Source organism: Streptococcus sp. DAT741, assembly GCF_009866825.1.
Lineage (GTDB): Bacteria > Bacillota > Bacilli > Lactobacillales > Streptococcaceae > Streptococcus > Streptococcus ruminantium.
In genome coordinates this window covers 579,781-603,536 of the sequence record NZ_CP019557.1, presented here as the reverse complement: position 1 = coordinate 603,536, position 23,756 = coordinate 579,781, and the positions used below count along the sequence as shown (strand labels likewise).

Sequence of the window (23,756 nt, the reverse complement as noted above, 5' to 3'; positions counted from 1 at the left end):
CTTATCTCCCAAGTAATTCTTGAAGCTTCGAACTAATCCCACCTCCATAATTATAAAGCTCTTTAGTCCGATTATCTCGATTTATACCGATTGTATATCGCATATCTTTATCTTGATTAATATACAAATTAATAGAAAATCCACCCATCGGGTTTTTGTTAAAACTATCATAATCCACTTCGTAAGAGTGGATTTTACCTTGTCCAGTCAGGGCCTGAGAATCTAGGTATCTCAGTTCTTCCTCAAAAAGTTTCTTGGCTTCTTCACTTTCAACAATTTTTATCATTTCTTCTCGCAACTGCTTTTCTTGATTCATTTTGTATGCAACTCCTATTCCGATAATAATAGTGAGGCTAGATAAAATTCCCACTAACCATTTTTGCCATGTCTTCATCTTCTGTTACTCCTTGATTGTAACTTTCTTCCCTACACTATACGCTTCATATTGTTGTCTTGCGATTTGTTCACGTTGATAATCTGTATATGTTTCATTGTGAGCCATATTTAATCTCCAAATATTTCAACTAATTTATCTGATTTAATCCAGCTATAAATATATAGTTCATCATTTCGTTGACGACGATTTATCCCTAATCTATAACTCAATTCATAATCATTATTTAATATTAACTCCACCGAAAATCCACCCATTGGATTTTTATTAAAACTATCATAATCTACTTCATAAGATTTAATCTTTCCTTGTTCTGTCAAGGCTTTAGTATCTAGAGATTTCAATTCTTCTTCAAAAAGTTTCTTGACCTCTTCACTTTCAACAATCCTTATCATTTCTTCTCGCAACTGCTTTTCTTGATTCATTTTGTATGCAACTCCTATTCCGATAATAATGATGAGGCTAGATAAAAGACCAACTAGCCATTTTTGCCATGCTTTCATCTTCTGTTACTCCTATTTTATCAAATTGCCAAGTCGCCAAACCATGATGAGTCAGGATATTTACCACTGTTCCTACAACTCCAACCTGTTTATAAGGTTCAACATAACGAACAGTCGCTGCCAATTCCCCACCAGTATTGCCAATCCAGTCTCGGTCATTACGGTAATTAACCAAAATGTCTGTGTTCGCTTTTGCCCAAGCTATCTCCTCTGCCGTCAACATATTTGACGGATCTGGACCATTAAAAATTGTGGCAGACCATTGGTTCTTAATTGCAACAATCTGTCCCAAGTAACCTCCTAGAGAATGACCTGTTACTTGAATCGTTGCTTGGGGATAGTCGTTTCTCACTTCCTGTGCAAACTCAAGAGCTGTGTCAATCTGACTAGCTGTGTTTGGCAAATGAGAATGTGCCTTAAATTGGTTCTGCCCCATTATGACACTATTTAAGTCCGTCTGCCTATCCTTCGGATCGCCAAAATTCGTTCCAGCATAGGCGATGGTGATATTGGTATAGTCAACTCGCCCCTCACTATCAACTGGTGCTACCGCCATAGCCTGCATGCCGTTGGTGGGGTTGTCTTTAGCATCAATTATTCTATAATCACCCCCAGCAAAGCTTAATTCATCACCTGCACGCCAAGGGGTTGAATTCTTTCCTGCATCAACCTCATAAACTTGATTTGAAAGAAAAGTATATAACTTATCTGTGCTCATTTATTTCTCCCAATAAATCAATTCTATATCAGTTATATCGTCTGAAGTTGTTGAAACTATTTTTTTTTGTAATTTAACATTATTACTCTTTTTAATATGCTGACCAAATCCTATATCTGAATCATCTGACAATCTTTGAATTGAAAAAGAAACATATACTTGACTATTAACAATAGCATTAGAAGTCCATGTTTGTGTCGATTGATTTTTTGAAAAACTTGTAAACTCAATCCTCCTAATATCTTCATAATTGTTCTTGAGAAATAGAGCCATTCTCTCTTGTTCCTTTACAATATTTATTTTATCTTTATTATCCATTTTGCACCCTCCTAATAAACTCATCATCCCGATAAGGATAAACAAACTTGCTAAAACCTGCTTGATTTTCATAAACATACCTCCATCAGAGCAACCGCCATACCTCTTCACTTTCAACAATCCTTATCATTTCTTCTCGCAACTGCTTTTCTTGATTCATTTGGTATATCACTCCTATTCCAATCATAATGATAAGGCTAGATAAAAGACCAACTAGCTATTTTTGCCATGTTTTCATCGTCTGCTACTCCTCGAATTAAATAAACTTTAAAAATTCTGAACTCGTTCTTTCTCACTTTCAACAATATTCTCCAGTGGATAAGTCACTAATTTGGAGAGAGCCATCATTGGCAAAGACAAATGATGGCTCCATAACGATAACACTAAGACACAGGACAAAGAGACGACTGAAATGGCGTTTCATATTAAACTCCTGATTCGTCAAGCTCCTGATAATGGTAGATGGTTAACCCACTAACTGCTCCTGCTAGGAGAAGCGTTAGGATAAAGGTTACCGTCCACCCTTCTTTATTATTCAAAAATGCCGTCAGCATTCCCTCTAAGTAGGTCAGCGGGGATAAGAAGGACACCCAACTGCTATGGCTGATGTAATGAGAATCGAGCAACTGGCCCGCACTAATTAAATACATCATAACTAGGAATAGGCTGATGAGGAAACCATAGCTCTTCAAGTACTGATTAAGATGACTAATACCGTGGGCAAAAAACTGTGTCAGAACAGCTAACAGCATCATCAGCAAGAACATCTGACTTCCTGAAAGGGTTAGACGATAACCTGCAAAACCACCGATGATAACCGCTGCCAAGAAAGCTACTCCTGTCAAAAAGATAAAGGGGTAAAGGCTGTTGGTCCAATGGCGACGAGCCACGACATCAACAAGCTTAGGCCACTTAGAGCGGTCGCTATGTTGCAAAATATAGGACGCCGCAAGGCCAACAAGGTAACTCATCAAAATCAAAAGAAATCCTGAACGTTCATCTTGACGGGTATCAGCTTGTTTAGTCACTGTTCCCACTAAAGATTCGATTTTTGAAGAATCAACTGGGTTAGATAAGTATTCATAAACAGCATTGTTCTGACTATTGCCGATTTTGGTATTGCTCAAAACGGTTGAGAAGGATTTCAAAAACTCTGCGTTATCCCCATACTCTTTGGTCATCACCCCATAAAGTTCATCAACACGACCAGATAGGTTTGCCCCCTCAGTCTCCAATGCTTTGACATCTGTGGCTAGACGGTCAACTTGCCCCTGAATACTCTCAGAAACCAATTGATGAGCCTTCGTATTTTCCATCAATGTCTGACTAGCATTTTTCAATCGCTCCAAGTCACTATTGATAGACATGGAAACTGTAACCAAGTCCGTATTGTCACGCTTTTCTTGTTCCACAAACGTTGGCTTTTTCTTAATGGTCTCATTAACTGACTGAGTTTGTTCAACTATTGTAGCTAGTCCCTCTAGGAGTTTGGTTGTATTTGCCCGCAATTCGTCGATATAAGTTGACAATTCTTCTGATTTTGGAATGAGGGCATCAAATTCAACAATCGTTTCTTCGGGTGTTTTTAAAGTATTTTTTAATTCAGTAACAGTTGTATCTTGAATTAACTTAACCACAATAGTCTGAAGTTCTTCTTTATTATCGTATTTCTGTTTAATACGCCCAAACAGAGAACTTGGACTTGGCTCTAATGTTCCAGAGCCATCTCTAAATTGTTCACCATAGAATGCTTTAATAAGACCTGCCAGTTCATAATAAGAACGTAAATCTACAACCACTGCTCTTTCAAGATGGTTTGTACGAGCATACTCGCCATAAGGGTAAAAGACAGAGGACGCATGATAAGTTCGATGAAAGACCTTATTAACACGATCGATATTTTCACGACTGATTGTCTCTTCTTGAACCCAACCACTGGTGACATCACTACTATCTGGTGTCTCAGTTCCAGAATCTGTACTTGAGTTTTCAACTGGGACAAAAGTATCCAATCGTCCATCAGTTGCCGGTGGCAAGGTAACTGGCGGGTTCACTACCCGATCATACTCAAAATTTTCCTTTGTCGAGACCATTAATTCCACAACTAAAGGGCTAAATAGATTGATAGCAGTATCGTCATTCGGAATGAGTGAATACCTTATATCAATACTTTCCTTGAGCGGAGAGCCAATAGCTAAGCTATATTCTCCTCCACCAAGATGAGTAGCGGAGATACCAGAAACATTTAGTGCATAACCTTCTGGTACTCTCATTAGGATTTCGGAAACTTCTCCCTTAATGGAAGGAAGTGTTAACTGCTGAGGTTGCGCAACTTCTTGTCCGACAATGTTTTTGGCCGTATTAAAATATGTTTCCTGGTTACTAATGGATTCCAACTGCGGAGAAGCAAGGTCATAGGTTTGTGCATAAGACAACGCAAATGCATTAAGTGCCTTCAAATACCGTTTATCCTCTTCAGAGAGATTCATGGCTTCAATCGCCTGATCACTATAACCAGAAAAACGATTAAACTCCATCTTAAAAGATTCTGTTAATAAAGATTCAATTGACTTTAAGTAATTTCCTAAAGTATCCGCTTGAGCCTCCATATCGAAAGAGGGACTCTCCTTCAAAGACTCTTTAACAGCTGCCTGTATTTTTGCATCATAGTCTGAAAGAGCGGTATCAATAGTGCCATTTAATTCCCTTAGTTTCGCCGTAAAGGATTCAACATCTTGCTTCATTTGGTTTGCTTTAGCCTGTGTATCAGCCAAGATCTCAGGATTGCTATTTTCTGATGACATCCGTTCATTTAAAACAGATAATTGACTCAACTGCTCCTCAACACTCAGCTTCGAAAATTCATCATCATATGCTTTGAGGCTGTCTTCTCTATTAAGAATTGACTCTTGCCACTGCTCTTGCAGAGACTTTATTTGTTCCAGCTCTGCTGTATAAACCTTATTGACATCGATAATTGATGTAAAGGCATCATTGGACTCGAGCAGACTTTTTTGAAAACTGGTATAAGCAGACAACAATTCTGTTGGAGATGACGAGACACCTGTAAACTGCCTTGAGTACATGGTTAAGGGGCTAATTAAATTAGTATCAAAAGCATTCAGGACTCTACCATCTGCACTGACAACATTCCCAACCTGCCCTTGAGCCGTTTGAAGGTTACCAACAATACTCAGGAAATAGATATGAATCAAATCTTGGTTAAATAGACGTTTTAAATCGACAACTGCCTGTTCAGCTTGTTTCACCAAATGGTTTTTATCTGACTTTATTTGATATTGGAACTCTGCTTGAGCTGGAGAAGAACTTTCCAAGGCAAGTGAATCTTGTGAAAACTTAGTGGGTAACACAACCATCAACTGATACACACTATTTTCAAGTCCCCTCTCTGCGATGGAACGGCTAACCACTTCGACAGAGTAACCGCCCTTAGAAGCAAAGGAAGTTGTCAACAACTCACCAATATTAAGTTGCTGGCCATTGTAAACCATACCAGCGTCTTCATTAACGACCGCTATTTTAAGAGAGTTATTTCTAGACACAACCTGCTCTGATGACTCCGTTGAAAGGGTACTAGGCTTAATAATTCCCCAGTAGGAAACGATGGAGACTATTGATAGTAATAAGCCTATCAGTATTAAATTTTTTCTGGTCATACCACATTACTCCTTGGGGATAACATAACAAAAGGGCTGAGGAAGCCTCCCCAACCCAACACGTGTGTTTGTCTTTTCTTAATTAAGACCAAAGTTACGAGACAAATCTTGGTCGTTTTGTTGCATGGCTTGAGCAGTTTTATCAAGCTGAGTATTGATTTGTTGCATCAACTCTGCAAAGTTCTGAACTTTTGGCTTCAATTCATTAAATTGGTTGTCAAAGCCTTGGAATGCAGCACCTTCCCATTCGCTACGAAGCGTGTCTTGAAGACGTTGCAAGTTGTTCAAAATTGTTGTGATATCATTTGAGGCTTTTCCATACTCTCGAGCACGACTTTGAAGCGTTTCCGGGGATACACGGATTTGTCCTGACATAAGGTTGGTCTCCTTTGTATTTGATAGTTTTATTCTATCATGAAACGAAACTTATTACAAGTATTTTTTTGCTAAATTCACAAAAAATTTAACACTTTTAATACCCCTACTTTTTAACGATTTAATCACAGGGGGTGCAAATAAAAACTCACTGTCTTAATCGGTAAAAAAGATAGTCATAAGGAAAACTGGCCATAATCATAAGACCCTTGAAATCAAGCTATTTCAAGGGTTCATAACGATAAAATTGTATCAATTTCTATACACTCACTTCTACCGACCATATCGGTGACTTAAGAGAGGGGGGATGTCTATTCCCTCATACTCCTTTACCCATGTCCCCTCCATGTGTCTGAGGAAATAAATCATCTAAAAATACACCAGCATATCAGCCGCCTCAACTGAGGTAATTACTCTGATACTTCCCCACCCCAAGCTAAAAAACCTTGTCTCCAAGGCTTTTAAATTAAGTGACTTTCGCGTTTTTCAAACATTTCCTTAGCCAAGCTAACCAATTCTTCGATTAAGTCTGGATAGGTAAGCCCCATATTATCCCAAAGCAATGGATACATAGACCACTGGGTAAATCCAGGCATGGTATTCAACTCATTTAGGAAGATTTCTCCATCTTCTGTCAGGAAGAAATCACAGCGAGATAGGCCACAACCACCAATCGCACGAAAGGCCTTAGAGGCATTTTTTCGCATCCTATCCATGATTGTTTTTTCAATCTTAGCTGGAATTTCCATTGTAATCTTATTGTCGATGTACTTGGCATCGTAGTCGTAAAAGGCAACATCTTTAATGACTTCACCCGGAAGGGTTGTTCTTACATCAGCATTTCCCAAAAGACCAACTTCAATCTCGCGCGCATTTACTCCTTGCTCCACAAGAATACGACTATCATACGTAAAAGCTAGGTTCAGGGCTGCACGTAGACTTGTTCTATCGTCAGCTCTTGAAATGCCGACACTCGATCCCATATTGGCTGGCTTAACAAAAACTGGATACGTGAGCTTATCTTCAATCTCTACAATCTTTTCTTCGATTGACTCATCCTCAATTATCGCCACATAAGGGACTTGGGGAATTCCCGCCGACTCCAAAACTCGCTTGGTAGTAATCTTATCCATAGCTACACTTGAGGCTAGGATATTGGCTCCTACGTATGGCATACGAAGAACTTCCAGAAAACCTTGGATAGAACCATCCTCTCCCATTGGACCATGGAGAACTGGAAAAACAATCGCATTCTCTTCATAAATATTGCTCAGATGAACTTTCTGAGCTTCAACGATAGTCGCATTGGTCATGAGCTTTTCATCAGCGGACGGTGTCTGAGAAAATTCTTGAGTTTTGATGAAATCACCTGTCTGTGTGATGAAGTAGGTTTTGACGAAAAATTTATCGTAATTGATAGCCCGCATGATACTTTCTGCGGATAAGACAGATACTTCACGCTCCGCTGAACGTCCACCATATAATAAAATCAAGGTTTCTTTTGACATATACATTCCTTCTTTATCTCTAAGCATTGCTTAGATTTATTATATCATAATTGACCAAAATCAAATAGGAAAATCGTCCATTTAGTAACTGTTTCAAAAAGTTCACATAGAACTATTATCCATTGAACACTTATAGGACTTAAAAATATAGCTGACAACGATTGGAGAAGGAAAACGATATTTTCCTTCTCCAATCCTTATGCAGAGTTTAAGCTGTTCGCATCATTGATTAGGAACCTTTAACCCCAATCCATCATAACTCCGTCCTATTTTCAATTGCTTTGAGTAGGGTTACTTCATCTGCATATTCAATATCGCTACCTACTGCCAATCCTCGTGCCAGTCGGGTTACCTTAATCCCTGCTGGTTTAAGGACGCGTGAAATATACATAGAAGTCGCCTCTCCATCTGCAGTAGCATTAGTAGCTACAATAACCTCTGTTACTTCATTTTCCATGAGTCGTGTCAAGAGGCTTTTCAGATTGATGTCATCTGGACCAATACCATTCATCGGTGAAATCAAGCCATGTAGAACATGATAGAGACCATGATATTCCTGAATATTCTCTAATGCAGTCACATCGCGACTATCTTCTACAATCAAAATTGTCGATTGATCCCTCGTTGTATCTTGACAGATAGCACAGGGATCCTGATCTGTTAAATTGCCACAGACGGAGCAATAGGATAAATCGCGCTTGGCTGCTAGTAAATTCTTTGCAAATTCGTTGACAACATCGTCTTCCATACCAATAGTATAGAAAGCTAAGCGAGTCGCTGTCTTAATACCAATACCTGGCAATTTGGAATAGCTATCAATCAATTTAGCAATCGGTGTAGGGTAAAGCATAGACCTCCTTAGTTCATTGGGGAAAGTGACTGATACAGATTAATAATTTCTCGGGTAATCGTCTTGGTTGTCGTTGAATTCTGGTTTGTCAAGTTCGGTAGCACAACTGCGACAGCAATCTTTGGATGATCACTCGGCGCATAGGCCACTACATTGGTATTGACTGCTGTTATCACTTCTCCAGAAGGGGTCGTTGTGTAAGTTTCAGCTGTACCTGTCTTGGCGCTAATCGTCACAGAAGCACCTTGACCGATGGCACTACCAGTATTAAAGCGACCGTTACCATTGACAACCTGATAAAAACCTTGACGGAGAAGCTCCATGTTGTCAGCCGAAATGTTCACCTGATTCATTTCCTTCCCTGATACCGTTTTAATCAATTCTCCCAGACCACCTTGAGCATTATTAGCATAAATCCCCTCAACAAGATGCGGCGAAACCCTGGTTCCCTTATTTGCAATCGTAGCTACATATTGAGCCATCTGCATAGGCGTATAGTTATCAAACTGACCGAACGCATTTGTGATAAAATTGGCTGTTGTATAATCATTTGGCAAGAAACCAGTAGACTCCAAGGGAAGGTCAATACCTGTCTGTGCGCCTAGACCATACTCAGCAAAAGTTGAACGAAGTTTGGTCATGGCGTTTTTCAAGGTCTCTCCATCATTTAGAAACATATTAGCCGAATACGTCTGCCCAAGAAGCCCAAGGGCAATTTTCACCATGTACACGTTGGAAGAATATTCTAAAGCTTGAGTCGCATCAATATCAAAGCTACCGTAAGTACCATACCACGATGTAATCGGTGCTGAGCCTGCAAAGTAAATGGGTTCATCTAGCTGCACTTGGTTGCCATGAATGACTCCATTTTCCCAACCGGAACTAATCGTACCCCCCTTGATAATGGAACCTGGTGTAAAGACACTAGTGATGGTTCCAAGGGCATTCTCTGTAATATTGCTGGAGCCTTTTTCATGGCTGTAACCAGACATAGCAAGTACTGCACCGGTAGAAGGGTTCAATGCGACAGCGTATACTCCTTCTGAGTAAAGGGCACTACCAGTAGCTAGTTCATTTTCAAAATGGCGCTTAAGAATAGCATTGACTCCATCTTGGAAAGTTAAATCAATCGTCAATTTGATGTTATTTCCTTGCTGACCTTCTTGAATGGTCTTCATACTTTCGACATTGCCATTTCGATCGAGATTGATCTCTTTTTTCTCACGTTGTCCCTGTAACACTTCTTCATATTGTTTTTCGAGGTAAGCTGTCCCCACTCGATCATTGGAAGAATAGCCCTTAGATAAGTAATAATCTGCATCCTCCGCAGGTAAACCAGCTTGCTCACTTGTTACCGTACCGATAATGGAACTCAAGGAAGTCTGTAAAATCCTGCGCTGCCAGTTGTTGGTTGTTGAAATACCTGGGAGCTGATTTTCGTTCGCTACGATATGCGCAACTTGCTCCGCAGAGAGGGGATCTGTCACCAGATTGATTGTCGAAAAATAGGTAGCTCCACTCATCTGCTTGAATAATTCGACTGCCTTATTTTCTTCATCTGAATATTGCAAAGCCTCATCAGGAATGCTATCGACAGCATTGGAGTATATAGTTGACTCATTAAGGTAGTTTCCATCTGTATCATACCGTTTATTATCAGGAAGACTGGCAACGACTTTCTTATAAATCTCTTGATTGGCTAAATAATAGTCTGCCTTATCTCTCCTAGTGATAGTTACATTGGAAACACCAACCCACCGCAAGAGTTTATTAGCTACGTCTTTCATGTCTTGAGTTGACATTTTGTTGGACCGTGTAAAGGACACTACCTGCTGGATTTGATTTTCAACCAAAGGTTTCCCCTTAGCATCATAGATTTGCCCACGTATAGAACCATTACTAATGATTTTTTGGCTAGCTGTGGACAATTTATTACTATAAAAATCATGATTGACAATCTGCATGTCTGCTAAGCGCAAGACGAGAATGATAAACAAAAGAATCACAATGGAAAATAAGATATTTAGACGAACAGCAATAAAATTCCCACTATGTTCAAATGGTTGATGTCGCTTTTTTTTCAATTCATAAACCTCATTCTAGAAAGTTTCTACATCATTATATCACATCACGAGCAAAAAATATTTTTTTGACCTAGTCATTTTTCAGGCATATTGTGCTGACAGTCACAAAACGCAATATCTAGTTATTTTGAAGCCTTGATATTGTAGCTATCCATGCCCAAATGTAGTCTCGTATTCATCAAAGTAAGAAAGACAAAAAGCCATGTTAAACATGACCTTTTTATCAAATCTTCGTTAAAGCGGTTGCTGTATCCGGAGACGTATCACAAACTTGAAAATCAGTTCCTACTCCCAAGTCAGCTTGCGCAAGCTGATTAACCATCGTCATATGAGCAAGTTCTTTAATATTATTCTCCTTAGACAAATGCCCAAGGTAAATCTTTTTTGTCCGATTTCCTAGCGAGCGAATCATAGCATCTGCTCCATCCTCATTACAGAGGTGCCCCTTATCTGAAAGGATACGTTGCTTCAAATTCCAAGAATAAGAACCTGCTCGCAAAATTTCAACATCATGGTTCGCCTCAATCAAATAGGCATCTGCATTTTCCACAATTCCAACCATGCGATCACTGACATAACCTGTATCTGTCAACATAACGAAAGACTTATCGTCCTTCATAAAACGATAAAATTGTGGGCAGGCTGCATCGTGACTGACACCGAAGGATTCAATGTCCAAGTCTCCAAATGTCTTCATCGCCCCTAACTCAAAGATATGTTTCTGAGCAACATCAATCTTACCAAGCTTACTTTCCATTGCCTGCCAGGTTAACTCGTTAGCGTATATATCCATGCCATATTTCCGAGCCAAGACACCGATACCATGGATATGGTCACTATGCTCATGCGTCACAAAAATAGCATCAATCTCCTCTGGTCTGCGGTCAATTTCCGAAAGGAGACTGGTGATTTTTTTACCAGACAAACCTGCATCCACTAAAATTTTCTTCTTATCGGTTTCCAAATAAAAGCAATTACCACTGGAGCCCGAAGCTAAAATACTGTAATTAAAACCTTTTCCGATCATGTTCTCCTATTCTTCCTCAGAAGCTTCATCCCAATCGTCAAGAGCAATGTCCTTACTATATGGTAAGACAATGGTAAAGGTTGAACCATGGCCATACTCGCTCTTAGCCCAAATAAAGCCCCTGTGTTGCTTGATGATTTCTTTGGCAATGGCCAGTCCTAAGCCAGTGCCTCCTTGTGCCCTTGAGCGTGCCTTGTCTACCCGATAAAAACGGTCGAAAATCTTAGGTAAGTCTGTCTTTGGAATCCCCAAGCCTTCATCGGAAATAGACACAATCAACTGGCTGTCTGTCGTTTTCATACTAAAAGTAATCCTACCACCATCAGGTGAGTATTTGATAGCATTGTTCAGGATATTATCTAAAACTTGCGTCATCTTATCAGTATCAATCTCCACCCAAATTGGGCTAATCTGATAATCACGTACAATGGTGTAAACCTTATCAGAGTCGGCATTTTTCATCTGGTCAAAACGGTTGAGGATAAAGGTTACAAAAGCCGTAAAATTGATCAGCTCCACATCTACCTGACCAACTTGATTGTCGATTCGGGAGAGACTTAACAAGTCTGTAATCATCCGTATCATTCGATTGGTTTCATCCAAGGATACTTTGACAAAACTCGGGGCAACCGACTCAGTCAAAGCTCCTTCATCCAAGGCTTCTAAGTAGGACTTAACAGAAGTCAAAGGAGTCCGCAATTCATGACTGACATTGGATACGAATAAGCGCCGCTCTCGCTCTTCTTTGGCCTGTTCGGTCATATCGTGCAAGACGACTACTAGACCTGAAATCAAGCCGCTCTCGCTACGAATGGTAGCAAAATTGGCACGAAGAGTGAGAAATTCCTCATTTTCATTGGTGTGCTCAATAATAATCTCTGGTGTCTGAGCAAACAAATCTCTGAGAGTATACCGATCTGGTAAATCTAACACCTCTAGCAGATGGTACTGTTCCTGCTTTTTTCCCGATAACCCCAACTGCTTCTGGGCCATATCGTTGATCATGATAACTCGCCCAATCCTGTCCGTTGCAACCACCCCATCACTCATATAGGAAAGAATGGAAGTCAAGCGTGTTTTTTCCTGCTCTAAATGATCATGAGTCAGCCGAATAACTTCTGACAAATCATTAAGAGAGTTAGCCATATCAGTAATTTCTGGACTCCCTCTCAAATCTAAAATATCTGCATAATTTCCATCAATGAGAGCATTGACTTTTTGATTCAGTTGTTTGATTTGCTTATTATCTCGGTAGTTTTCAATCAAGAGAACCGTCAAAGCAATCAGAAAACCAATCAAAATTCCGACAAACCAAAACTCTGCTGTAGTAATTAGATACCGTAATTGATTAAACATTTCCCTTTATAAAATATCCTACACCTCGACGGGTCAGGATGTACTCAGGTCTGCTTGGCGTATCTTCAATCTTCTCCCGCAGACGGCGAATGGTCACATCCACTGTACGAACATCACCAAAATAATCGTAGCCCCACACAGTTTCCAGCAAATGCTCGCGAGTCATCACCTGACCCAAATGCTTAGCTAGATGATGAAGCAATTCGAACTCACGATGAGTCAACTCCAATTCCCTACCATGTTTTTTAGCCACAAAAGCATCTGGCAAGATAACTAAGTCCCCAATAACTAACTCTGAGGTACTTGTGGAAGAAAGATTAACTTGCGTTTCTGTCAATTCACTGCGACGAAGAAGAGCCTTGACACGCGCCTGTAATTCACGATTAGAGAAGGGCTTTGTCACATAGTCATCCGCACCAAGTTCAAGACCGATAACCTTATCAAACTCGCTATCCTTAGCTGATAGCATTAGTATAGGAACATTGCTAGTCTTGCGGATTGTTCGAGCCACTTCTAGTCCATCTAACTCCGGCAACATCACATCCAAAATAACAACATCTGGAAATTCCTTCTCAAATGTCTCCAGTGCTTCACGACCGTCAAAAGCTGTCACTACTTCATATCCTTCACGGGTCATATTAAATTTGATAATATCTGAGATTGGTTTTTCATCATCTACAATTAGTATTTTTTTCATTTGTGTCTTACCTTCGTTCTATTTCTTCTATTATAACAAACTTACCTAAAAAATTCATAGTTCAAAATCACTTTACATCATAATGTTATATTTTATAACATAAAATAGATTAAATTGTCAGAATTTACTTGACACTCCATATCGGCAATGCTAAGATGATAGTACATAAAAAACGATTACACAAGGAGAAGCTTATGACTTTAGTAGAATTTAAAAATGTCAATAAATATTATGGTGACTACCATGCCTTACGCAACATTAACTTAGAATTCAAACCTGGACAGGTTGTTGTTCTCCTTGGACCATCTGGTTCTGGAAAGTCAACGCTTATTCGTACTATCAACGGTTTAGAAATGATTAACAAGGGATCGCTTATTGTGAACGGTCATACAGTTTCAAACTCCACAGTCAAAGAATTAGTTGCCCTTCGAAAGGAGGTGGGTATGGTATTTCAGCATTTCAACCTCTACCCACATAAAACTGTGTTAGAAAACGTGACGTTTGCTCCTATTAAGGTTTTAGGAATTGACAAGGTCAACGCCGAAAAAACTGCTCAAAAATACCTAGAATTCGTCAATCTCTGGGATAGAAAAGATTCTTACCCTGCTATGTTATCAGGTGGACAAAAACAGCGTGTAGCCATTGCCCGTGGCTTAGCCATGCAGCCTGAATTGTTGCTCTTTGATGAACCAACTTCAGCACTTGACCCTGAAACCATCGGTGATGTACTTACTGTCATGCAAAAATTAGCTCGTGATGGTATGAATATGATTATCGTAACGCATGAAATGGGCTTTGCCCGCAAGGTCGCAGACCGTATCATCTTCATGGCAGAAGGTGAAGTATTGGTAGACACGACCGATGTCAACGGATTTTTCGATCATCCCACCGAACCACGTGCCCAACAGTTCCTCAGCAAAATTATAAACCATGAATCTGATAAGATTAAACTTTAGGAGGTACCTATGAATAAGAAAAGATGTAACTTCTTTATCATTCCCCTTCTCCTCATCGGCTTTGTTTGTTGTCTCTTTGCCAAACAACCTATCGCCCAGACTGAGGTACCAGACAATCTATCTGCCAATAATCAAGTACAAACTATCATAGATAGAGGGGTACTCCGCGTTGGAGTGAAACAGGATGTCCCTAATTTCGGCTACAAGAACCCTGATACTGGAAAATTTGAGGGGATGGAAATTGATATTGCCCAAAAAATTGCTGATAAACTTGGTGTTGATATTGAATTTACGCCCGTAACAGCTCAGACCCGTGGACCGCTTTTAGATAATGGCCAAGTTGATATCGTCATCGCCACTTTTACCATCACTGAAGAACGCAAGCTCCTCTATAATTTTACATCCCCCTACTACACCGATGCCGTTGGCTTTTTAGTAAACAAAGATAGTGGCATTAAGAATTTTGGAGATTTAGATGGTAAAACAATCGGTGTCGCTCAAGGCTCCATTACCCGCAAATTGATTACAAATTTAGCAGAAAAATATAAAATTTCTGTTAACTTTGCAGAATTAGGCTCTTACCCTGAATTATCTGTCTCCCTTCGTGCTCGACGAACAGATGCCTTCTCAGTAGACCAATCCATCCTTTCTGGCTACATCAGTTCCAAATCTGAACTTATGGATTTCAGCTTCTCAGCTTCAGATTATGGTATCGTTACCAAATTATCCAATAAGGACCTCAACAACTATTTAAATGGTTTAATCAAAGAATGGGCAACTGATGGAAGTCTTCAAACTATTTACAATGCCAATAGTCTCCAACCAATCACAGAAACGGATGAATAGAAAGGTTGAAAGTTATGAATGTGTTAACAACTAGTCCATATGCTTGGGAAAATTGGATCCGTTATTTCAATGATTTCCCTATTTTTTTCCAAGGATTTCTCTTTACCCTAGCAATCTCCGTCGGCGCTCTTATCATGGCTATGCTGCTTGGTATTGTATTCGGTAGCCTGTCTTCTAGTAAAAATATATGCGGAAAACTAATTGCCCGTATCTATGTTGAATACTACCAAAATACACCACTTTTGGTACAATTTATGATTGTCTACTACGGTCTACCTTTGATTTCTAACTATACCCTCATGCCCTCCATCTACTGGACGGCGGTTATCTGTGTAGGATTATACCATGGTGCTTATATTGCAGAGGTCATTCGTGCAGGCATTGAAGCGGTTCCGCTTGGTCAGACAGAAGCCGCTCTCTCTCAAGGTTTCACCCCTGCTGAAACCATGCGTATGATTATCTTGCCACAGGCCATTCCCACTATTTTACCACCATTGACCAACCAAGTCGTTAACTTGATTAAGAACACTGCTACGGTTGCCATTATCTCTGGAGCAGATATTATGTTTATGACTAAATCTTGGTCTGCTATGAATGCCAACTATATCCCAGCATTTACTGGCGCCGCCTTTCTCTACTTCATCATGTGCTTCCCTGTTGCTAGCTGGGGACGCCGCATTGAAGAAAAAAACAAGACTGCCTTTTCACACTAAGGAGGTTGAAGAATGGATTATATTTTAGAATTGCTCAAACCCTCAACTTTTCAACTACTCTGTAACGGGTTAAATCTCACTCTCTATATTTCAAGTATTTCCATAGTTCTGTCGGTTCTATTTGGCATGGTTTTAGCTATCATGCGTAATGGAAAAAATCTACTTTTAAAATGGATAGCGACCATCTACATTGAATTTGTTCGAAATGTGCCAAATTTATTATGGATTTTCACAGTTTTCTTGATTTTCCAAATGAAATCAACACCTGCGGGTATCACCGCCTTTACTATTTTTACCACCGCAGCCATGGCCGAAATCATTCGTGGTGGTCTCAATGCTGTCGGATTAGGTCAGATAGAAGCTGGTTTGTCACAAGGTTTTACTTCTATTCAAATCATGGTCTACATCATTATGCCTCAAGCTATTCGCAAGATACTGCCAGCCATCATCTCACAAACTGTGACAGTCATCAAAGATACTAGTTTCCTCTACTCTGTTATCGCTCTTCAAGAACTTTTTGGTTCTAGCCAAATCCTTATGAGTCGCTACTTTGAAGCTGAGCAAGTTTTCGCTCTCTATCTTATGGTAGCTCTGATTTACTTCAGTATCAACTTCGCTATCTCAAGCCTATCACGCTATGTAGCTAAATCTTGGGCAAACAGTATTGAATAATGCTCTTAAAAAATCCATACGTCAATAGCGCAACTGAATAAATTTCAGTTCCGCGACCTTTTATATCTATGTGTACAATACCAAGCCAAATCACTTAGGAGATGTCACAAAAAATTAGACACCAATCATAAAAGACTTAGAATCAATGGTTTTACCGATGATTCTAAGTCTTTTTAGAATGGTCGTTTCAAGGATGTTTGACCCGAGATAAACTTTTCTTCCAGTCTCGCTCACTTTCACATTTTCAAAATTATGATTCAGGGTTCGCTTACTTCTTATTTCACTCCGGTAATATTTAGTAAAAAGAGCTTGGAACAAAATAACTCTAATCAGCATATATTTGCATTATATAAATTGGTATACATAAAAAACGAGCAAAGATTTGATTCCTTTTTCTGGAAATCAATCTTTGTTCGTTTTCTAAGCAGAGAGTCAGATTTTGAGCCACAACTGAGCGCGCTTTATCCTCTTCCTATCTCTGCAAAACTTGTATGCCAAGTTCCAAGAGTCCCGAGCTAACGACCTTGTTGGTTTTTTCATGTGACAACATCGCTAGAACTCTTATCAAGTAAGGTTAGTTATTATCCATTCCTTAATATTAGCTGACTAATTAACTTGTTGAAGAAAAAGAATTATTTTCCCCAAATCTACCGTGTCTAAATAGTATTAGTCTTGGATTGGACGTGATTTACGCTCAATATCAGCTAAAATCGCTTCTACAAACTCAGTAATAGATAAGGTTTGTGTCGCTTTGCTTCCGTAACGGCGAACATTGACTGTATTGTCTTCCATTTCCTTATCACCAACGATAAGCTGGTATGGAATCTTGCTTGTCTGACTTTGACGAATCTTGTACTGCATTTTCTCATTGCGCTCGTCAACATGTACACGCACACCACGGTCTTGCAATTCTTTAGCAACCTTCCAAGCATAATCCAAATGTGCCTCTACAGAAATAGGAATCATAGTGACTTGGGTTGGAGCCAACCAAGTTGGGAAGGCACCTTTGTAAGTTTCAATCAAGATGGCTGTAAAACGCTCCATGGTTGAGATGATACCCCGGTGAATCATAACCGGACGGTGTTCTTCACCATCAGCTCCGATATAGGTCAAACCGAAACGTTCTGGCAGCAGGAAATCAAGTTGGATCGTTGACAAGGTTTCTTCATTTCCAAGAGCAGTCTTAACCTGAATATCCAGTTTTGGTCCGTAGAAAGCTGCCTCGCCTTCCGCCTCAAAATAAGACACTTCCATGTCATCTAGGGCAGCCTTCAACATACTTTGGGCATTTTCCCACATCTGATCGTCATCGAAGTATTTCTCCTTGTCTTCTGGATCACGCAAAGATAAGCGGAAACGGTAATCGTTGAGATTGAAATCGGCATAAACGTCAATAATCAACTGGAGAGCCTTCTTGAACTCTTCTTGGATTTGCTCTGGGGTGACAAAGATATGCCCATCATTAAGTGTCATTTCACGTACACGCTGCAAACCAGTCAAGGCACCAGACTTTTCATAGCGGTGCATCATACCGAGTTCAGCGATACGTACTGGCAATTCACGGTACGAACGTACATGATTTTTATAGACTTGAATATGGTGCGGACAGTTCATCGGACGAAGAACAAATTCTTCACCATCTCCCATATCCATCGTTGGGAACATATCTTCATGGTAGTGGTCCCAGTGACCCGAAGTTTTATACAGCTCAACGGAAGCTAATGGCGGTGTGTAGACATGCTGGTAACCTGAAGCCAATTCCTTATCCGTAATATAGCGCTCCAAGGTACGGCGGATGGTCGCTCCATTTGGCAACCAGAATGGCAACCCTTGTCCCACCTCTTGACTAATCATGAAGAGATCAAGTTCCTTACCAAGTTTGCGATGATCACGCTCTTTTGCTTCTTCACGCATTTGAAGATAGGCTTTAAGGTCTTTCTTGTCAAACCAAGCAGTACCGTAAACACGTTGCATCATAGCATTATCAGAATTTCCTCGCCAGTAAGCTCCTGCTACATTCAACAATTTAAAGACTTGGATACGACCAGTTGATGGCACGTGGGGACCGCGACAAAGGTCCACAAACTCACCCTGACGATAAACTGTCAAACCAGCCGCATCATCAGCATGCTCGCTAATCAGCTCAATCTTATAAGGATCATCAGCGAAGATTTCAAGAGCTTCCTCTTTCGTGACTTCCTCACGGATACAAATGTGATTTTCCTTAACAATTTTTGCCATCTCAGCTTCGATACGCTCAAGATCCTCATTGGAAATCTGGCCCGCTGCATTGTCAGTATCGTAGTAAAAACCATCCTGAATGGCAGGACCTACACCCAATTTAATATCCGGGAAAAGTCGACGCGCCGCTTGAGCAAAAAGGTGAGCAGCCGAATGACGAAGAACAGCAAATGCATCTTCATGGTCTGGTGTCACAATTTCAAGACTACCGTCAGTCGTCAAGGCACGAGTCGTGTCAACCAGCTGGCCATTGAACTTACCAGCAAGGGCTTTTTTTGCTAGAGAACTGCTAATTGATTGAGCAATTTCAAAAGTTGTCACACCAGATTCAAATTGACGCACAGCGCCATCTGGGAAAGTAATGTTAATCATAAATAAGATACCAAGCCCGTAACAAGCCAAGCAAAAATAGGAGATTTGACGTAGAAGGTTACTTCTAGGAAAAGCTATCTTTTTTGCACAGCTTGTAGGGTGGGTTCAGTTAGACTAGCTAGCAGAACCCTAATCCTTTCTTCTATTTATATTTTATACCAAGTTGTTTTTCTTTAAAGGTTAAAAAGTTCTCGACTTCTTTAGCAATATCTACATCCAAACGTTCCGCTAGTTCAATCAACCACCAGATATTTTCAGCCAATTTTTGTTCTAAAGTATAAGGCGTCTCATCGTAATACCGCCCTTGTTTAGTCATAACCAAGCGGTTAAGATTACCTATGTCATTAGAAAGTGCTAGTAAATCTTCAGCTATTGACCACTCTTGACCATGGTGTTTGATTTCAAGATCATGATATGCTTTTCGAATAGCCTGACACCGTTGGATTGTCACTGAATCCATTTTTTCCCTCCTTTCAAAAACAAAAAACGCCCTCGTAAAAGGACGTCGTAACGTGGTTCCACCTTCATTCGTAGCCACCACAAAAAGCCTGACTACCTCAGATTGGCGATAAGGGAACCACCCTTTTATGTTTGCATAAAATCTATAACGAGTAGTGTCAATCCTATCCTCTATGCACTCACAGCAACCGTGCACTCTCTCAAAGATTTCCTAGAATTGATAAGTCTCTAAGACACATTATATCATCTTTTCCTCGATTTTCAAAGATTTTTCTTATTTTTCTATCGCTGTCAAATATTTTTCAATAGACCGTCTTTCGGCTACACTGACGATACAGAAACAAATGAAGATGGTCTAATTTGGGGTTATTCAAAGAAATTGCGAATAGATTTAACCTGCTCAACAGATTTTTTCAACATTCTAGCAGTCGTATTCGTCGACTTGACAACTACTTTTTGGGGCAGATGAATGGCCTCTTTCAGGAGTGACTCTGCTACGCTATCTTGGTTTGTATGTTCTTTTCGGAAGTCATAAGAAATTTTCAAATCCAAATAATATTCAAAAACTTTACGACCAAAGTTAGTTGACGAAATTTCGTACAATTTTTTATCAAGTACGTAAGGATTCATAGGTGGCGTGGCAACGATAGCCTCAATGACTGCATCTGCTAACTCCTGCTCTCGAACATAGAGGGTTCCGAACATCTTATCTGTCACAACATTTCTCAAATAAGGGTTGGTGTGAGCTAGAATCGGAGTTCCTGAGGCTAAACTTTCTAGGAAGGTTAACCCCTGCGTTTCACTGGTAGAGGCTGAGATGAAAAAATCCGCAGCTTTGTAATAGAGGGCTGTATCGCTAGGTGCAATCATACCGGTCAACTGAACGTGTTCAGCGAGATCTAACTCTGCTATCATTGATTGCAACTTACCTAGGTAAGGACCTCCACCAACAATCACCAGCTTTACTTTTTGATTTTCCGATAAAATGCGCGGCATAGCCTGAACAATAGCCTGAATGTTTTTCTCATGAGAGATGCGCGATAGACTGAGCAACATGGTATCATCAGACTCGATTCCAAGCTGGGTCCGCAAGTCATCTATCTCATCCCTTCCAATTTCTGGACGCTCGAATTTAGCCAGATCAATCCCTGTCGGAATAACCCGTTTAGAAATAGGAACATTATAGCTGGTTAGGAGAGTCTCTACAATCTCACTTGGACAGATAACACCATCTAAATCACTTAAAAACGCTCTTACCAGATATTTGACCATGCCTGGACGAATAATCTTTCCCTTAGCAATGTAGTGTACATAGTCCTCATATTGGGTATGATAGGTGTGGACCACTGGAATATCCAATTCCTTTGCAATCATTTTCCCCAGTATTCCTAAGGAGAACTCTGTATGAGTATGAATCATATCCAGCTTATAACGCCCGGCAATTTTTAGAGCCGTTTTAAAACCAGCATAAGCGATTCGACGATCTTTAAAGGCAAAAAAGGGCACACTAGGAATACGAATAATGTCCCAATCTTCATAGCGGTTCACATCTTGATCTGTCGTTGTAAAGATAAATACCGTGTGTCCCAATTTTTCCAATTCTGTCTTTAGTGTGCGAATCGAGGTCGCAACTCCTGACACCTGTGGAAAATAGGTATCTGTAAACAATCCAATTCTCACGCCAACCCCCTTCTAGTCTTCTTTAGGAAGAACCTGTTCGTAAAACTCTTGCCACATTTTTAAAACGTGATCCCGCGAGTAAAATTCATTACCACGCTTGGCATCTGCCACTGCCTGAGCATAATAGTCTGGCTGACTCGCTAACTGTTCAATCTCATGGACAAAACCATCTAGATTATCTGCCTTGCGGTAAAAATCAAAGAGAATGTCCTCATAAATCTCCAAATCTCGCAACAAGATGGGCTTGTGTGTACACATAGCTTCCAAGATAGACATGGGAAATAATTCCTCAAAGGATGGCAAAATCATCACATCTGCTAGGTTATAGATTGCATTCATTTTTTCGCGCTCAACAATTCCTAGAAAAGTTACGTTTGCTGGTGGGTTATCCACTGCTTTTTTCAACTCTTCGTAACCATCCGTAATCTTCCCGAAAGAAAATCCTCCGGCCCAGACAAAACGATATTGAGGCAAGCGCTCTGCCATTTTCAAAAAATCAAAAATTCCCTTACGCGTCTGGACTTGACCAACCCCCACAATAAGAAAATCTTCTGTAGAAAATCCATACTGGGCTCGATTAGTAGCTTTTTCCTGCACTGTCAGCGGGTGAAAAGCCTGGCTAGATACAAAATTAGGAATGTAGGTAACCTTTTCTCTTGAAATGCCGTAACGAGCCAATTCTCCAATGAAATAAGGATTGACCGTTACGAGATAGTCCATCTTCTTATAAAAAGCAATCATATACTTGTAAAAAATATTCTTGGCAAAACGAGGTAACTGCAAACTCTGTTCGACCGTTTCTGGCAGCATATGTACATATCCTACAGATGTTCCCTTACGAGTAAACCAAAACTCCGTCAAAAAAAACAGTGGGTCAATCGTATGATAGTGGGTAATATGGGCTGGCTTATACTGGTTGATTGTCACTTCAAACCTATCTGACAAACCTTTTTTTACCAAGTCAACTTGCTCTAGATAGGCCGAACCAACTCCTTGTCCTGAGACCTTCGTGGCGCTTGACATCATATTGATAATTTTCTTACTCATTCTATCTCCAGTCAACTATTCTTTCTACTATTGTAACACAGACCTGCATTATTTAGCTCAATAAAATTGAAAAAGCTGCCAAGGCAGCCTTCTGTTATTTCGTTGATTTGCGAACCTTTATACCGTGATTCAAAATCACTTCACGATTTTCCAACTCTTCCTTGTGCATGATTTTTGTCAGCATGCGCATAGCAATAGCACCAATATCATAAAGTGGTTGATTGATAGATATCAGGTTTGGACGGGTAAATTTAGTAACGAGAGAGTCATCACTGGTGATGATTTCAAAATCTTCAGGAACTTTGATTCCCATATCACTGATGCCGTTCAATAGACCTGCTGCAATTTCATCCTCGGCAACATAGGCAGCGGTAGCCCCAGCATTTAAGACACGCTCTGCAAGAGCATAGCCTTCTTCGTACTTATACTTAGATTCAAAGACTAAACCTTCATTGAACTCAATCCCATTTTCTTTTAGTCCTTGCTTATAACCAGCAAAACGAACTTTTCCATTGATGTCATCAACGAGTGGACCAGATACAAAGGCGATTTTTTTATTATTCTTTGCAAGAAGGTTCACTGCATCCGTACTAGCAACAGCATAGTCAATATTGACACTTGGCAACTGGTGCTCCAAATCCACGGTACCAGCTAGGACAATCGGAGTTCGTGAACGGGAGAATTCCGCACGAATCTTGTCTGTCAAGTGGTAGCCCATGAAAATGATGCCGTCCACCTGTTTTGAAAATAAAGTATTGACCACGTTGATTTCTTTTTCGTCATTCTCATCACTGTTAGCAAGGACAATATTGTACTTATACATATCCGCAATATCATCAATACCTTTAGCCAGAGTCGCAAAATAGGCATTTGCAATATTTGGAATCACGACCCCAACAGTGGTCGTCTTCTTGCTGGCCAAACCACGCGCAACAGCATTTGGACGATAATCTAAACGGTCAATAACTTCTAATACCTTTTTACGGGTGTTTTCCTTTACATTCTTATTTCCGTTTACCACGCGCGACACAGTCGCCATGGATACACCAGCTTCGCGGGCAACATCATAAATCGTTACCGTATCGTCAGTGTTTAACATACCTTATGTACTCCTTTTCAATAGTTCTATTCTATGAAAATTACGCTTTCACTCATATATAGTTTATCATTTTTTGAAACCACTTTCAAGAGAAAAAACGGATTTTTTTGATAATGCTTGCAATTTTTTTCATTTTTTGGAACAATAATCTATATAATAAACGA

At 40.0% G+C, this 23,756-nt stretch carries 22 protein-coding genes; 4 read left to right on the top strand and 18 right to left on the bottom strand.

Annotation, left to right across the window (positions count from 1 at the left end; all coding sequences use genetic code 11):
- Window position 1: 1 nt before the first annotated feature.
- The 13 genes from BZG42_RS02985 to yycF all read right to left on the bottom strand — a co-directional run bounded on the left by BZG42_RS02985 (window position 2) and on the right by yycF (window position 13,507).
- Window positions 2–394 (bottom strand): DUF1310 family protein, encoded by a 393-nt coding sequence (locus BZG42_RS02985; protein WP_155995689.1) that lies wholly within the window; start codon window positions 392–394, stop codon window positions 2–4.
- A 110-nt stretch (window positions 395–504) separates the two neighbouring features.
- Window positions 505–897, bottom strand: coding sequence for a DUF1310 family protein (locus BZG42_RS02980; RefSeq protein ID WP_155995687.1), 393 nt, complete (start codon window positions 895–897; stop codon window positions 505–507).
- Entirely contained in the window at window positions 857–1,615 is a 759-nt protein-coding gene (locus BZG42_RS02975; RefSeq protein ID WP_155995684.1) for a lipase, read from the bottom strand. Before BZG42_RS02975 ends, BZG42_RS02980 begins: the two co-directional genes overlap by 41 nt.
- On the bottom strand, window positions 1,616–2,005 hold the full coding sequence (locus BZG42_RS02970; protein WP_155964647.1) for a DUF1433 domain-containing protein: 390 nt from the start codon (window positions 2,003–2,005) through the stop codon (window positions 1,616–1,618).
- Window positions 2,006–2,231: 226 nt separating this feature from the next.
- Entirely contained in the window at window positions 2,232–2,357 is a 126-nt protein-coding gene (locus BZG42_RS10185) for a hypothetical protein (protein ID WP_265572930.1), read from the bottom strand.
- 1 nt (window position 2,358) lies between these two features.
- Entirely contained in the window at window positions 2,359–5,610 is a 3,252-nt protein-coding gene (gene esaA / locus BZG42_RS02965; RefSeq protein WP_155995681.1) for a type VII secretion protein EsaA, read from the bottom strand.
- A 78-nt stretch (window positions 5,611–5,688) separates the two neighbouring features.
- Window positions 5,689–5,985 (bottom strand): WXG100 family type VII secretion target, encoded by a 297-nt coding sequence (locus tag BZG42_RS02960; protein WP_120171819.1) that lies wholly within the window; start codon window positions 5,983–5,985, stop codon window positions 5,689–5,691.
- Window positions 5,986–6,446: 461 nt separating this feature from the next.
- Window positions 6,447–7,493, bottom strand: coding sequence for a D-alanine--D-alanine ligase (locus BZG42_RS02955; RefSeq protein ID WP_155995678.1), 1,047 nt, complete (start codon window positions 7,491–7,493; stop codon window positions 6,447–6,449).
- A gap of 253 nt (window positions 7,494–7,746) precedes the next feature.
- A complete protein-coding gene (recR, locus tag BZG42_RS02950) occupies window positions 7,747–8,343 on the bottom strand; it encodes a recombination mediator RecR (protein ID WP_024532078.1) in 597 nt (198 codons plus the stop codon).
- Window positions 8,344–8,351: 8 nt separating this feature from the next.
- Window positions 8,352–10,427 carry a penicillin-binding protein PBP2B gene (pbp2b, locus tag BZG42_RS02945; protein ID WP_024532079.1) on the bottom strand — a complete coding sequence of 692 codons (2,076 nt, stop codon included), beginning with the start codon at window positions 10,425–10,427 and terminating at the stop codon, window positions 8,352–8,354.
- A gap of 223 nt (window positions 10,428–10,650) precedes the next feature.
- Window positions 10,651–11,454, bottom strand: coding sequence for an MBL fold metallo-hydrolase (locus BZG42_RS02940; protein WP_024532080.1), 804 nt, complete (start codon window positions 11,452–11,454; stop codon window positions 10,651–10,653).
- Window positions 11,455–11,460: 6 nt separating this feature from the next.
- Window positions 11,461–12,810, bottom strand: a complete 1,350-nt coding sequence (gene vicK, locus BZG42_RS02935; RefSeq protein ID WP_024532081.1) for a cell wall metabolism sensor histidine kinase VicK — start codon at window positions 12,808–12,810, stop codon at window positions 11,461–11,463.
- Complete coding sequence (gene yycF / locus BZG42_RS02930) at window positions 12,803–13,507, bottom strand: response regulator YycF (RefSeq protein WP_120171458.1); 705 nt, start codon at window positions 13,505–13,507, stop codon at window positions 12,803–12,805. The genes vicK and yycF overlap by 8 nt, the downstream gene beginning before the upstream one ends.
- Window positions 13,508–13,701: 194 nt before the next feature.
- On the opposite strand from yycF, the gene BZG42_RS02925 reads away from it, so the two are divergent.
- Genes BZG42_RS02925 through BZG42_RS02910 form a run of 4 tightly spaced genes read left to right on the top strand, consistent with a single transcriptional unit; the run spans window position 13,702 to window position 16,694 of the window.
- Window positions 13,702–14,463 (top strand): amino acid ABC transporter ATP-binding protein, encoded by a 762-nt coding sequence (locus tag BZG42_RS02925; RefSeq protein ID WP_155995675.1) that lies wholly within the window; start codon window positions 13,702–13,704, stop codon window positions 14,461–14,463.
- 9 nt (window positions 14,464–14,472) lie between these two features.
- Window positions 14,473–15,309, top strand: coding sequence for a transporter substrate-binding domain-containing protein (locus tag BZG42_RS02920; RefSeq protein ID WP_120171457.1), 837 nt, complete (start codon window positions 14,473–14,475; stop codon window positions 15,307–15,309).
- A gap of 14 nt (window positions 15,310–15,323) precedes the next feature.
- Complete coding sequence (locus BZG42_RS02915) at window positions 15,324–16,022, top strand: amino acid ABC transporter permease (RefSeq protein ID WP_120171456.1); 699 nt, start codon at window positions 15,324–15,326, stop codon at window positions 16,020–16,022.
- A gap of 12 nt (window positions 16,023–16,034) precedes the next feature.
- Entirely contained in the window at window positions 16,035–16,694 is a 660-nt protein-coding gene (locus BZG42_RS02910; RefSeq protein ID WP_155995672.1) for an amino acid ABC transporter permease, read from the top strand.
- A 666-nt stretch (window positions 16,695–17,360) separates the two neighbouring features.
- Here BZG42_RS02910 and thrS read toward each other — a convergent pair.
- The 5 genes from thrS to ccpA all read right to left on the bottom strand — a co-directional run bounded on the left by thrS (window position 17,361) and on the right by ccpA (window position 23,592).
- Window positions 17,361–19,307 carry a threonine--tRNA ligase gene (gene thrS / locus BZG42_RS02905; RefSeq protein WP_155995669.1) on the bottom strand — a complete coding sequence of 649 codons (1,947 nt, stop codon included), beginning with the start codon at window positions 19,305–19,307 and terminating at the stop codon, window positions 17,361–17,363.
- A 142-nt stretch (window positions 19,308–19,449) separates the two neighbouring features.
- The gene (locus BZG42_RS02900; protein WP_120171453.1) at window positions 19,450–19,767 is read right to left on the bottom strand and encodes a MazG-like protein; all 318 of its coding nucleotides are present in this window, start codon (window positions 19,765–19,767) and stop codon (window positions 19,450–19,452) included.
- Window positions 19,768–20,132: 365 nt separating this feature from the next.
- Window positions 20,133–21,446 carry a glycosyltransferase family 4 protein gene (locus BZG42_RS02895; RefSeq protein ID WP_024532090.1) on the bottom strand — a complete coding sequence of 438 codons (1,314 nt, stop codon included), beginning with the start codon at window positions 21,444–21,446 and terminating at the stop codon, window positions 20,133–20,135.
- A 12-nt stretch (window positions 21,447–21,458) separates the two neighbouring features.
- Window positions 21,459–22,493, bottom strand: coding sequence for a glycosyltransferase family 4 protein (locus BZG42_RS02890; protein ID WP_120171452.1), 1,035 nt, complete (start codon window positions 22,491–22,493; stop codon window positions 21,459–21,461).
- A 94-nt stretch (window positions 22,494–22,587) separates the two neighbouring features.
- Window positions 22,588–23,592 (bottom strand): catabolite control protein A, encoded by a 1,005-nt coding sequence (gene ccpA, locus BZG42_RS02885; protein ID WP_155995666.1) that lies wholly within the window; start codon window positions 23,590–23,592, stop codon window positions 22,588–22,590.
- Window positions 23,593–23,756 lie beyond the last annotated feature (164 nt).